Origin of the sequence: Bradyrhizobium sp. 157, assembly GCF_023073815.1 — a bacterium.
Taxonomy (GTDB): Bacteria; Pseudomonadota; Alphaproteobacteria; order Rhizobiales; family Xanthobacteraceae; genus Bradyrhizobium.
This window is the reverse complement of sequence record NZ_JADPKF010000045.1, coordinates 1-13,164: the sequence shown is the minus strand read 5'-3', so window position 1 is coordinate 13,164 and position 13,164 is coordinate 1. Positions and strand designations below refer to the sequence as shown.

Sequence of the window (13,164 nt, the reverse complement as noted above, 5' to 3'; positions counted from 1 at the left end):
GTTGCCCCGCTCCAGCAGGAACGCACGGATCTGATTGATGACGCCGGTACGCTGACCGACCAATCGATAGCGGACGCGGTGCAGTGCCCGAAGGTCGAGCTGATCGGCGGTCTTGGTCGCGACGAACTTCATGGTCGGGCGTTGGACCGCCTCGGCGATGGCTTCCGCATCTCGGAAGTCATTCTTCTGTCCCTTCGAATACGGGCGCACGTACTTCGCCGGCATCAGGCGGGCGTCGTGGCCAAGCATCTGGAGCTTGCGGCTGAGATGATGGGCGCCGACGCAGGCCTCCATACCGATCAAGCACGGCGGCAGGTTGGCGAGCCGCGTTTCCACCTGGCCGCGTGACCACTTCTGCCGCAGCACGATGGCACCGCGGTGATCATGACCCACGATGTGGTGCGAGTTTTTGCCAATATCGATGCCGATCACGGCGATCGCTGCGTTGATTTTCTGAGACATGGCGTGCTCCTTGTCTTGAGCGCCCCTTGCCAGCTTCTCGTGCTGGCAGGGCCGGAGCACGGCCGGACCATCCCATTAACGGACATTATCCCTCTGGTATCCCGGCCGTGCGCATGCCCTCATACAATTGCTCAAGCCTGGCCATCCATTCTTGATTGTCGAACCGGAAGACGTTGATGCGGTATCGACGGACGGTGAAGCTGCGATCAAGTGCCAGGCCTGCTTCTGCACTGGATCGTGCCTCCTTCAGGTCTCCCGTCATCGCCAGTGCACCAGCGAGGTGAAAATGAGAAAGCGCGTGATTGGGATTGGCTTCAATGCTCCGGCGAAGCCAGTCGAGTGGCTCAAGATCCGATTTGGTCATCAACTTGGCCATCCCGACAAACATGAACCAAAGAAATGCGCGCGTATCGCGCGGGGACAGTCGCAGCGCATCTTGAATGTGCCCCTCTACCTCCGCGTCACGCTCCAGCACATACTTTCCAAGCCCGATGAACCCATGTGCATCGGCCAGATTCCGATCTAGCGCGAGTGCTTGATGACATTCAGCAATACCTTTGGCAGCGCGGCTTGTCCGAATTTGAACTGCGCCGAGCAGCATGTGGGCTCTGGGATGATTCGGGGCACGTAACAACACGCTGTTCAGCGCGTTCTCCGCGATCTTGAAATGCACTGATCCGTCATCGGTTATAAAGGATGAACCCAGCGATACATCGACCTGAGCCGCGGCAACCGCCGCTTCGATATTGTCGGGATCAAGCGCCAGGGCACGCACGAAGAAGTCCTTTGCTCGCGCCATGAACGCAGATGTCACTCCCTTGTTCAGAAAAGCCCTACCCTGAAAGTATAGATCCATGGCGTCCGGGCGGAGCGATCGTTCTGCGCGCCGCGCTTCGGCTTTGATGAGTTCGGCATTCAACGTATTGGCCAGTCGCGATACGATCTCATCCTGCATATCCAACAAGTCAGCGGCCGGCTTGTCGAAGCGCTCGGCCCACACGTGGGTTCTGGTTTGAGTGTCGGTTAACTGGATGTTCAGGCGAAAGCGGTTGCCACCGCGTTGCACCGACCCTTCCAGCACGTAGCGTACATTCAGCTCACGGCCGATCTCTCTCGCGTCTACCGCTTTCCCTTGAAGGTGAACGCGGTGTTGCGGCCGATGACGAACGCGCCGGCGATGCGCGACAAGTCCGTTGTAAGACTGTCAGTCACACCATCGACGAAATATTCTTGCTCAGGATCGCCGCCGAGGTTTGCGAACGGTAGAACAACGATGGACAGATGCGGCATCACAGATGGAGTCGATGCTTCTTCAAGGTCGGCACGCTCTAGTGCTGCGGCGATCGAAAGGTCGGCGCCGGCAATCGGCTTTCCGCTTGTTGCCAGCATGTAGCCGCGGCGCGGCAGGGTCCTTAAGGCTAATCGATTAGCTTCTCCCAAAGCACGCCTGATGTCTGCAACGGCGTGGACAAGGGAGTCTTCCGTGACCTCACAGTCCGGCCAGACTTCGTCCATGATTTCGTCTTTGCCAACCAAACGCCCGGCTCGCGTCGCGAGAAGCCGAAGTACCAACCAGGCTCGAGGACGCAAGGGCACTATGTCGCCCCTTCCGTCGATCAACAGCTCGCGGCCAAGCTCAATGGTCCGGTCGCCGACAACGATTGAATGCTGCGATGACTTAAGCAAGGCCGCCTCTTGCAGGTCTCTTTCCGAAAATTTCGGCAAACTTTCAGGACGCCAGGTCAACTGTACAGCATCATGGTGCGGCGTGGGATAGCAACAGCTTCCGGACAGCCGATTCCTGAAAATTCAACGAGCAAGAGGAGTGCGTTCATGATCCGCCCAGTCTTCGCCGCGTTAAGCCATTCATTTTTCAGCTCTTTGGGAATTGCACTATTTGCCTTCGCCATTTTCCCGGCAGCCGCCCAAGGGCAGGAAATCAAAGTTACCTTGCTGGGCACAGGATGCCCTCCTGCGGTTATGAACCGGTTCGGGCCGAGCACCCTGGTGGAAGCGGGTGGGCAGAAGTTTATTTTCGACGCAGGTCGGGGCGCCCTGCAGCGGCTCAACCAGGTCAAGGTGCCCTGGCAGGCGATAGACGCCGTCTTTCTCACCCACTTGCATTCGGACCACGTGGTCGGTTTTCCGGATCTGTGGCTGACGGGTTGGCTTGTGGGCAGGCCAGGTCGAGACCGACCACTGAAGGTGTGGGGACCAAGAGGGACCAAGCGCATGATGTCGTTCCTCGAGCAGGCCTTCGAGTTCGATATCCGGATTCGATTAGACGACGACCGAGCACCGCCCGATGGCGTGGTCCTAATCGCCGAGGACATCACCGAAGGTGCTGTGTATCAGAACAGCGGCGTGAAGATCACCGCGTTCGAAGTGGACCACACGCCGGTGAAGCCGGCTTTCGGCTATCGGATCGATTATCTCGGCCGATCGGTTGTGCTTTCCGGAGACACTCGCATCTCTGAAAATCTCATTCAACACGCTCAGAACGTTGATTTGTTGGTCCACAACGTTGTCTCGCCAGAGACATTTCAGCGCATTGGAGTTCCGCCAGCGCGGGCCGCAAACATCATCGCCCACCACACCACGCCAGAGCAAGCGGGCGAGGTGTTCGCGCGGACCAAGCCTAAGCTGGCGGTGTACTCACATATCGTGTTGCCAAACGCCACCGAGCAGGACCTAATTCCGCCAACGCGGAAGACCTATTTAGGTCCCGTGGAACTCGGTGAAGATCTGACGGTAATCGAAGTCGGAGAGAAGGTTGAAGTCCGAAGGCCCTGAAGCTTGCTTAAGACGCTCATTCGGCACTTCCGCCATGCGAATGGGCTACGAGCCCATTCGCCACTCGACTTCCGATATTGGCACTTTTCGGACAGGGCCGACCGAGCGGACGATGTCCGTTAGTGGGATAAAACGGACGACGGCAGGGCGCGGTCCGACCTTGGTTCTTGACCCTGACCGGTCACCCCAGCGCGTAATCAGTACCGCTTTGCAGTGTATCAGTGTCGTGTCGAAAACCGGCATCGCAACGTTTCCCTGATTGAGCAGCATTCCCACTTCTGTGCATCCCAATATCAGGCTGTCAGCCCCTGATGCGGCAAGCCGATTGGCGATTGCTACGTAGGCTGCTGTACTTCGAGCGGTAGTTATGTCCTTGCAAAGCTCTTCGTAAATGATCCGATGTGTTTCCGCTCGGTCGGATTCATTTGGGATAATCGGACTGAGGCCAGCGGCAATGAGCCTATCGGTGTAGAACGATTGCTCCATCGTAAAGGCAGTTGCCATCAATCCGGGATTGCGGAGCCCCTTTTCTTGATTGCCTGGGCAGTCGCGTCTGCGATGTGAACAAACGGGATTTTGATCCCGGTCATCATCTCTCCCGCAAGCTTGTGCATCGTGTTCGTTGCCAGAACGATCACGTCCGCCCCCCACGCTCCAGCGCCCTAGCCTCGTTGTTGAGAATAACGCCAGCGGAGTTCCAGTCGCCCTCCATTTGAAGGGCTTCAATCTTGGCAAAATCAAGAGAGCTGAGCAACTCGGGAGAGTGAAGTCCTCCCAGTCTCTCCCGCGTCATCGCGCATAGCTCACGGTAGTAAATCTGCGTCGACGCCGCAGACATTCCACCAAATATGCCGATGGTCTTCATGTAGGTCCTCCCAATGCCCGTGTTTGGAATATCATGGGAGCGCCACTTTCACGACTTCCGAGTTTGGCACCTTTGAGACGCGCCGACTGTATTGAGCGATGTCCACTTTCAGGGGTAACCGCCTTTTGGTCGGTGGCCTGTTTGATCTGGCGAGTGGCCAAAGAAACGGCCCCAGCTCGGGGGCGTCTGAGGCCGTTCTAGGTCGGAGCGCTCAGTCGGCGGAACGCACTCAACTACTCCAAGGGGGCGCACTCTGCTTTTGTTCCAATCACAGTGGCCTGACGCCAAGCCCGAGAAGCTGAGACAACCCGCCCACATCAAGGAATGGCCTCGCCCGGCCTGCAACCACCCAAATAACCATGTCTGGAACCGGACAAAAGGTCTAAGGTCCGCCATCGCCGCACGGTCAACCTTGGTAATCTATGGTGATTACAGCGCTCCCGCCTACTCGGGAGTGCAGCGTATGACCAGTGCGACCCTGTTTCAAATCAAGAAGCGACCACCATTCGGTGCGGCCGGTGCGGGGCACAGCCAAAGCTCATTCACAGAATACTTGATCCGCGTAAGGGTGACTCGTTCCGCATGTACAAGTGCGACTGTGGCGAGCAAACGTGGACCACCAACCGAGAGTAATGCCGCTCAGTTGGCGGCCTCTTGCTTTTTGAATGTCACCTATTGGGCCCAAAACGGATCTGCGGAGCGTTCCGAGCGATGTCCGTTGCTGCAGGAAAAACGGAAGTAGCCCGATCGCTGCGCGAAGTTGCCTTTTGACCCGGAGCCGACGATCGATATCTTTATCGCAGCAGCTGCACGGCAGGCGCGTCCGAAGCACAGGCGCGACCGCGTTGGGCACCTAAGCGCGAATGCAGCCCGCAGGTCGGGTTCCGATGCGTTAAGTGCACGCTATCTCTGTTCAAGTCCGCATAAAGCCTTCGCACTCGCCTTCGGCCCAGGCGAGAACCCTCTCCATCGCTTCACCTTGCGAATAGCGGAGGCACATCTTGGTCAGCGTCGCCTGTACATTGATCTGCTGCGCAACCTTCGGCGGAGCTGGCGAAGCCGCGATGGAGAGCTTCTGATGATTATAAGGGTTAGGGTAGTGATTAAGGGTGCCCCTAGGTGGCTCCGCTTCCGCCCAAACCTTTAACGTCGTGAACTTCTCGTAAGTCGGAAGATCATAACCTCCACTCGCAACCACCAGTTTCTCAATCGATGACGGCTGTGAGAGATGGACGAGTAGGCTCTTGGAGGCTTCCTTGTTCTTAGAGAATTCCCATATAGCCCAGAAGAAAGGCAGATACGGCGCGAAGCGGCCTTTCGGACCAGCTGGGAAGCCGTGGGTCCAGCATTGCGCGGCGATTTGCGGTGCGTCGCGCTTGGCCACCGCCCAGGCACTCGGCGGGTTCATGATCAGCGCTCCTCTACCGGAAATTAGCCATTTGTTGTTGGATGCATCGTCCCACGCCGCCACGTCGCGGGGCAGAAACGAGATCAACTTCCTGTAAAATTCCAGTGCTTGGCGCACTTCGTCGGTCTTGACGGTGAGATTGCCGTTGGCATCGACCAGCTGCGCACCGAATGACTGGAAGAATGCGCCGGCGGCAACCACGCTATCGACTGTCTCTCCCAATCCGATGCCGAAGGGAAATCCTCCCTTATGACAGGCTTCTGCTGCCTTTAGGAACGCTTCCGTTGTCCAGCTGTCGGCTCTCGGCGGCCCTCCGGCTGGATACATGTCCTGCACGTCGATGCTGGCGTATTTTTTCATTAGGTCAATGCGAGAGCACGGAGCTAGGATTGCGCTGCCAGCAGTAGCCGGAACAGCCATCCACCTGCCCTTCACTTGGCCGAGATACTTCACGACGCTGGTAACTTCGCCGTTCTGCTTGATGATCGGCTCCATGATATCGTTAACCGGCTCAAGCTGGTCGGCATGGGTGTGAGGCCGCCACGTCGCCATAGCGAGAATGTCGTGACCAGCTTTTGCTTGCGCTTCGGCGGTGATGGTCAGCAGGAGCTTGTTGCCCTGGCTTGCAATGTAATCGATCTGAACCTCCACTTTTTCCTTCGCGGCCCATCCTCTGATGAGATCGCCCGACGCCCTGTTGGCCTCGGGCACAAAGTGATCCCAGAGACCTATCGATAGCTTACCGGCAGCGTAAGCACCGCGCACATGAGGCGCAGCGATGAGGGCTACAGTTGATATGGCGGTCGCTGTTGTAAATTGCCGGCGCGATATTTTTCGTGACATTGTTGCCCTCCAAACTGAGAAATCGGCCTTGTTGTTATTCTGTGTGCTTCACCACGGCGTCTGCTCTCGCGCTGGCAAGAGCTTGGGTCACGACGACGGATCGAATGATGTTGATGAACGTCCCCGCGCAACGTCTTGATGTTCGTGACCACGATGTCCTCAAATATTCGAAATCAGTTGGCGACCCTCTCGAACTGGATGAGGCTGAACGCACCGGCACCGGACGTGCTGAAAAAAACGAAGCCGGCAGACTCGGCCAGCGTGCGGTATTCGGCTTCCGTCCGCTCGACGCCGCCGGGTCCCCGCAGCATGTTGAGATCGCTCATGGCGCGCGAACGGGCTTCAGGATCCGCCGCGACAGGCTCCGGTATGATCCGTTCGACAATGATCAGCTTGCCGCCGGATGGAAGCGCATCGCGGCAATTGCGCAGGATGATCCTGCAACGATCGTCCTTCCAATTGTGGATGATGCTCTTCATCACGATCGTGTCGGCGCCGCGTGGGATCCTTTCGAAACGGTCAGGTATCTCGGGATCGGAGTAGACGATGCTTTGGCAATAGCGGAACAAGTTGATGTCTGAGATACCCGGGCAGAGCGGACACGCTCTGCCCGACCTCCAACCGCCGGGTAGTCCAAAAACCGACATCAGCCTGAGTGGGCATCTTAGCGGGTCTGTCGTATAAGTCGAAGCTGAGAGGTCCCAATGCTATGGTGCAAGACCGACCAGCCCGGGTCGAGCGTAGGTTGTCGGCGATACTGGCCGCTGACGTGGCTGGCTATTCGCGGCTCATGCATGATGACGAAGAGTCTACCCATACCAAACTGGCCGCGCTCCTAACGAACGCTGTCAACCCGGCAATCGCCGAACACGGCGGCCGCATTGTGAAGAACACCGGCGACGGTTTCTTGGCGGAATTCCCGAGCCCGGTCAAAGCGGTTCGGGCTGCTGTGCTGTTCCAGACCCGCATCACAGAACTTACAATCGCTGAGGCGGAAGACAGGCGCATTGCATTCCGCGTGGGCGTCAATATCGGCGACGTAATCGTCGAGCCCCATGACATCTTTGGAGATGGCGTCAATATCGCGGCCCGGCTTGAGAGCATCGCAGAACCAGGCGGCATCTGCATCTCGTCTTCTGCCTACGATCAAGTCCGAGGCAAGGTCGGGGTTGAGTTCGCCGATCTTGGCGAGCAGAGCCTCAAGAACATCGATCGCCCGGTGCGGGCCTATGTCGTGGTCCGGGATGGATCTGGTCTGGGTAACCCGACTGGATGCGCAAGGCCGGACCCGCTTTCGCCGCCGCGTCTTTCCATCGTTGTGCTACCTTTCACGAACCTCAGCGGTGGTCCCGAGCAAGACTACTTCGTCGATGGTGTGACCGAGAGCCTGACCACGGACTTGTCGCGCATCTCGGGCTCATTCGTGATCGGCCGTCACACCGCATTCAGCTACAAAGGCAAAGCGATTGATCTCAAGCAGCTTGGTCGCGAGTTAAACGTTCGCTATGTCCTCGAAGGTTCGGTACAGCATAGCGGTCATCGCCTTCGCGTAAACGTTCAGCTCGTGGACGCAGCAACCCGCTCACACCTATGGGCCGACCGTTTTGATAAACCCATCGCCGATCTGTTCGATATGCAGGACGAAATCGTCTCGCGACTAGCCAGCCAGCTTGGAACGGAGCTGGTCACCGCCGAGGCGCGCCGAGCGGCGCGGGCGCCACATCCCGACTCGATGGACCTGTATTTCCAGGGTATGGCGAGCGTGAACCGAGGAGGGAATCCCGCAGACCTGTCGCAGGCACGCAAATATTTCGAACGGGCCCTCTGTCTGGACGCGGGCAACGTTGAGGCCATGGTTGGCACGGCATTCGTCGATGCCATGCGGGGAACCTCTATGTTGACCGGCGACCGGACCGCGCGCCTCGTGGCAGCCGAGGCGACTTTGACCAAGGTACTTGCGTACACGCCAAACCACGCCGGAGCGCACTGCCTCCTCGGTGTCGTGCAGATTTTTACCAAACGCGCCGCTCAGGGCATCGCCGAATGTGAGCGTGCATTGCTGCTGGATCGAAATCTGGCCTCCGCTTATGTGTGGATTGGACTTGGGAAGTGTTATCTCGGTCGAGCCGAGGAAACGGAAGCCTGCGTCATGGAGGCATTTCGGCTTTCCCCCCGTGACAACAGAGCGTTCAGCTGGATGGCAACGGCTGGTGTTGCGCAATCATATCTTGCGGCCGACGAAGCTGCTGCTCGCTGGTTCACGCGATCGATCGAGACCAACCGGAATGTCGCCGCCTTCGTTCACTTCTTTCTTGCCGCCGCGTTGGCTCATCTTGGGCGGGTCGAGGACGCGCGGGCTTCGATAGAGGCGGGACTCGCCGTCGATCCCAACTTCACTCTGTCCCACTTCCATGCCAGTGCGCCAATGGACAATCCGATCTGTCTCGTACAGCGTATGCGGATAGCCGAGGGCTTGCGCAAAGCAGGGCTACCGGAAGGGTGAGTTGGCAAACAGTCAAGGCAAAATACGTCGAAAGGGTCGATCCTCACAAATGACCGCTTCTGGCCCGAAGCCGCCGAAAAGGGACGGGCAGAGCATGTCCGCTCCGCCCCGATGGTTCAGACGTCAACTTGTTCTGCTATTGCGAGCGCGTCGTCGACCTCGATTCCCAGATAACGAACGGTGCTCTCAATTTTCGTGTGCCCCAGAAGCAGCTGCACGGCTCGTAAGTTGCCTGTACGTCGGTAGATGAGGGTCGCCTTGGTTCGACGCAGTGAATGCGTCCCGAACAGATGCGGGTCCAGCCCTATACCGGCAAGCCAATCGGACAACAGGCGCGCGTACTGCCTAGTGGTTAGACTGCAATTTGGTCCTCGCCGGCCGGTGAACAGATATTCGCCCGGCTTCTTGCCGGTCGCCCTCAGATGGTCATCGATAGCTTGGCGCGTCATCTCAGTCAGTTCGAATTTGACCGGCCGTCCCGTCTTCTTCTGCCGGACGCTTGCACGGTCGGCTGCATAGCCGCTCGGCGCGACGTCGTCGACCTTGAGCGCCACGACGTCGCAACCCCGAAGTTTGCTGTCGATGGCTACGTTGAACAGAGCCAGATCACGGATCCGGCCCTCGACCTGGAGCTTCGTCCGGATGGACCACACGTGCTTCGGGCGGAGCGGCGGCTTTGCGCCGACGATCTTTCCCTTATTCCAAGGGACGTGCCTTGAGACGCTCTCGATTGTTCTTAAGACTTCAGTCATGGTGACCTCCTCGGTTAACGAGGGGCCATTCTCAATCTGGTAACCTGAAAGAACGTCGGCTTTCAGACGATTGAGGACGTTACTCGGGTCCAATTCGACAGACCAGAAGTCGCATTTTGACCCGGAACGGACATTGACCCTGGCCGTACTGGTGCCGGACGCACCAGCGGTCTAGCGACAATCCTCTTTTTTCGTTGCTTGTCAGACGCGAGATTGCTGGAGTTGTCTTCTCGGGCGAGGTAAGCGGTTATCTGCGCGCCTAGGCCACTGCCACGCACGATTGCTTTGGGAAATCGACACGGCGCGCGACTACGCTACCGTGAATGGCGTTTCGGCACGCAGTGGTGCCATTGAGGGATCCGGTCCAACCATCGCGCGCGCGGCGCGAACGGGCTCGTCTTGTTCGGGAGGCAGGGTGAACTGAAACACTGCGCCCCGCGGTTCATTCGCGGTGACCCACAGCCGCCCTCCGTGCGTCTCGATGATCGAACGGCAGATGGATAGACCCATACCCATGCCGTCCGGCTTGGTGGTGTAGAATGCCTCGAAGAGGCGATCCTCACTCGTCGGGTCCAGCCCCGGACCGGTATCCCGCACCGCGAAGAGCACACCGTTCGAGATATCCGTGTTCGTGCTGATTCGTAGCTCCCGCGCCCCTTCGTTGAGGCAGCTCATTGCTTCGACCGCATTGAGGATCAGGTTGAGAATTACCTGTTGCAGCTCGACGCGAACGCATTTGATGAGCGGCAAGCCGGTCGCGAGGTCTGTTTGCAGCGAGACGCCATGTCTGAGCACTTCGCTTCGGGTCAGGGCGATGACGTCGAGGATAGTGTTATTGACGTCCATGCTATCTTTCCGCGCGGGTGCTTTCTTGATGAGGGCACGGATCTGATTGATCACCTCGCCGGCTCGCTTGGTGTCATTGACAATGCGAGCGAGCGTCTGTCGCACCTCCTCCAGATTCGGAGGTTGAGAACCGAGCCAGCGCAGCGCGGCCTGGGCGTTGGTAAGCGTCGCGGCGATCGGCTGGCTGACTTCGTGGGCGACCGAGGCGGTGAGCTGGCCCATCGTTGCGACACGGCTGGCGTGCGTCAGCTCCACCTGTTTCTCGCGGAAAGCCTCAGCGGCTCGCTTACGTTCGGTGATGTCCCGGCTTAGGGAAATGAACAGTCGCCGGCCGCCGTCTTGGCAGAACTCTCGCACGCGAATCTCGACGGGGAACACCGTGCCGTCTTTTCGGCGATGGCGACTCTCGAACGTTACGATGTCCCCCGCTTTGAGGCGATCGCCGTAACGCTGCCACGTCACTGTGTTCAGATCCGCATCGAAATCGAACGGAGTCATCCCGATCAGTTCGTCCCGGCTATAGCCCAAGCTTTCGCAGGCGTTTCGATTGACGTCGAGAACAATTCCATCCTGGTTGTGAAGCATGAACGTGTCGATCGCGTGGTCTACGAAGGTGCGGAAACGCGCCTCGCTCTGCCGTAGCGCCTGGTCGGTGCGCATGCGCTCGGTAATGTGCCGCCCGACGCCGCGATAGCCGACGAAGCGGCCCGCCTTGTCAAACACCGGCAGCCCCGAGACAGACACGTAGCGCTTGCCGCCGCCGGACGTCGGCCGGGCGAGCTCGAAATCGCGGAACGGGAGATGCGCATCAAGCGTCTCCCGGTGCTTGCGCCAGGCCTCTGCGTCAGGCTCCAGGTACGGCACTTCCCAGCGCGTCTTACCGATCTCGGAGCCCGGCGCCGGCGCGTCGGCAAGGCGATCGGCGAACTCCTGGCGGATAAAGCGATGCTGAGCGTCGGTCTCCCAGTACACCCCGAAGGAGAATTGCATGAGGATGCGAAAGCGCTCTTGGCTCTCCTGCAGCGCCTCTTCCGCACGCTGGCGCGCTGCCAACGTTTCCAAGTCGGCCTGCAATACGTCGCGCCACAGCAGCATGAGTCTGATGTAAAGCCCGCTATACTCGTTCCTTTTGTTGTCACAAACACAGAGAGTTCCGAATATCTCGCCGTCCGGCCAAGCGATCGGAACACCAAGGTAAGAAATCAATCCCAGATTACTGTCAGGGCACAACTTCCACCGTTCGTCCTCGCGGACGTCAGGGATAAGCAGCGATTGGCGGGTCTTCATCACGGTCTCGCAACAGAATCCCGTATCGAGCGACACGACGCCCCAAGGATCCCTCTTGGCATTGCTTGATATGAAGACCTTGATGCTGGGCGGCTCCGCCCGCATGATCAACGCGGAAGGGACGTGCACGATCTCGGCAAGTAGATCCACGATCTCCTGCCACTTGCTGACGATCTCAGAGGGTACTTGAGCAGGATGTGGCATGGTCGATTTTGTTGCCGAGAACAATTGATCTCATCGAATCATATTTTTGGGACGAGTAGCTCGCCGTTGCGCGTCCCGCAGCGGCAGATTGCCTCCCCAACCGGTCTTGAACATTGGATGCCGGTAGCTCTTCGCCCCAGCAGCGAATGATCGATCAGGGCATATCGCGTGACCACTATACTTATGTATGGGAGCAGCTAGACCTTCGCACTCTGACGCGAGATTATCTCTGACCGCTCGCTAGAAACAACGTCGAATTGGAAACCAACCTAATGTACCCGCCTTCGGACCCGTATCGGGAGACAAGAACCATCATGGTCGGTAGGCACTACTCACGCGCCAGGCGGCGACTATCAGGGAAGAACTGCCCTCTACTTGAACGAACAGAAAACCACCTCGGTTGGCGGCTTCTTTCAGACTGAGCCCCGACGAGGTGATCGAATGATTCCGACTTCCGCTCTTGGCCCTTTTCGGACCTGTCGCACCCCGCTCCGCGATGTCCGATGATCGGTGAAGAGCAGAAGTTTGCTGCGCGCGGTCAAAGAGACGCGATTGACCCGAAGCGGTCATTCCGGAAGATGTTCGCGGCTAATGCCAGGGTCGTAGTGATGGAGCATCAGATAGTCGTCCCAACCGCTCTTGCCTTCACAAATGATAATTGACGTGGCCCTCATGGACAGGCCAAAGTCGTCCGCTTGATCGAGCTTTTCCCTGAGAAGCTTCCAGAAAAGCTTCGGATAGTCCGTTTCGAACATCACGTTTATAAAGGCGTGCTCGTCAAAACCGTGCTTCACAAATGGCTTTTGTATCCAATCCCTCTCATTTGACAGAGCCTCAAACTGCGATAACAGGAGAACTGTATCCAGGCCGGGACTTCGATGCGGATGTATCTGGATTTGAAACTTCGTCATGCGGACGCCAGTGCTAAGGGTGTGAGCGTCAGAATTTTGGCGCATCCTCGCGTCCAACGATTAGCGGCGGGTTAAAAAAGAGTGTCTTCAATTGGCCCTTAGCTGCCCAAGCACTCGGGTCGGCGTCCACGTCGGCTGCCGGGATGAAAGCGGACTAGCACCCGACCCCAAAAGCACTTCCGAATTTGACCGCTGTTCTCTAATTCCGGGCCTGCGGTCAAGACTCTCCACATCCTTGCCGGGTTCATGGTTCTCTCCGCGGTAGGGGCATGCCCTCCGCATGATGGCGT

The 13,164-nt window shown here is 58.2% G+C and carries 10 protein-coding genes and 1 pseudogene; 2 read left to right on the top strand and 9 right to left on the bottom strand.

Features of this window, described 5'->3' with window-relative positions:
• From IVA95_RS10265 to IVA95_RS10255, 3 genes are all read right to left on the bottom strand, one after another.
• Positions 1-462, bottom strand: a 462-nt coding sequence (locus tag IVA95_RS10265) for an IS110 family transposase (protein WP_247510364.1), incomplete at its 3' end; no start/stop codon positions are given.
• 85 nt (positions 463-547) lie between these two features.
• Positions 548-1,528: an adenylate cyclase gene (locus IVA95_RS10260; protein ID WP_247510363.1), complete on the bottom strand. Its 981-nt coding sequence runs from the start codon at positions 1,526-1,528 to the stop codon at positions 548-550.
• A 53-nt stretch (positions 1,529-1,581) separates the two neighbouring features.
• Complete coding sequence (locus IVA95_RS10255; RefSeq protein ID WP_247510362.1) at positions 1,582-2,208, bottom strand: winged helix-turn-helix domain-containing protein; 627 nt, start codon at positions 2,206-2,208, stop codon at positions 1,582-1,584.
• 87 nt (positions 2,209-2,295) lie between these two features.
• On the opposite strand from IVA95_RS10255, the gene IVA95_RS10250 reads away from it, so the two are divergent.
• Positions 2,296-3,255 (top strand): MBL fold metallo-hydrolase, encoded by a 960-nt coding sequence (locus IVA95_RS10250; protein WP_247510361.1) that lies wholly within the window; start codon positions 2,296-2,298, stop codon positions 3,253-3,255.
• Between the two features lie 198 nt (positions 3,256-3,453).
• Here IVA95_RS10250 and IVA95_RS10245 read toward each other — a convergent pair.
• The 3 genes and pseudogenes from IVA95_RS10245 to IVA95_RS10235 form a co-directional block, all read right to left on the bottom strand.
• Positions 3,454-4,120: pseudogene (locus tag IVA95_RS10245) on the bottom strand (aspartate/glutamate racemase family protein); the annotation flags it as partial.
• 913 nt (positions 4,121-5,033) lie between these two features.
• A complete protein-coding gene (locus tag IVA95_RS10240) occupies positions 5,034-6,371 on the bottom strand; it encodes an extracellular solute-binding protein (RefSeq protein ID WP_247510360.1) in 1,338 nt (445 codons plus the stop codon).
• A 173-nt stretch (positions 6,372-6,544) separates the two neighbouring features.
• Positions 6,545-6,850, bottom strand: coding sequence for a methyltransferase (locus IVA95_RS10235; RefSeq protein ID WP_247510365.1), 306 nt, complete (start codon positions 6,848-6,850; stop codon positions 6,545-6,547).
• Between the two features lie 230 nt (positions 6,851-7,080).
• On the opposite strand from IVA95_RS10235, the gene IVA95_RS10230 reads away from it, so the two are divergent.
• Positions 7,081-8,874, top strand: a complete 1,794-nt coding sequence (locus IVA95_RS10230; RefSeq protein WP_247510359.1) for an adenylate/guanylate cyclase domain-containing protein — start codon at positions 7,081-7,083, stop codon at positions 8,872-8,874.
• 116 nt (positions 8,875-8,990) lie between these two features.
• Here IVA95_RS10230 and IVA95_RS10225 read toward each other — a convergent pair whose 3' ends face one another.
• The 3 genes from IVA95_RS10225 to IVA95_RS10210 all read right to left on the bottom strand — a co-directional run bounded on the left by IVA95_RS10225 (position 8,991) and on the right by IVA95_RS10210 (position 12,874).
• Entirely contained in the window at positions 8,991-9,626 is a 636-nt protein-coding gene (locus IVA95_RS10225) for a tyrosine-type recombinase/integrase (RefSeq protein WP_247510358.1), read from the bottom strand.
• Between the two features lie 309 nt (positions 9,627-9,935).
• Positions 9,936-11,987 carry a PAS domain S-box protein gene (locus IVA95_RS10220; RefSeq protein ID WP_346657991.1) on the bottom strand — a complete coding sequence of 684 codons (2,052 nt, stop codon included), beginning with the start codon at positions 11,985-11,987 and terminating at the stop codon, positions 9,936-9,938.
• A gap of 542 nt (positions 11,988-12,529) precedes the next feature.
• Positions 12,530-12,874, bottom strand: a complete 345-nt coding sequence (locus IVA95_RS10210) for a hypothetical protein (RefSeq protein WP_247510357.1) — start codon at positions 12,872-12,874, stop codon at positions 12,530-12,532.
• Between the last annotated feature and the right edge of the window lie 290 nt (positions 12,875-13,164).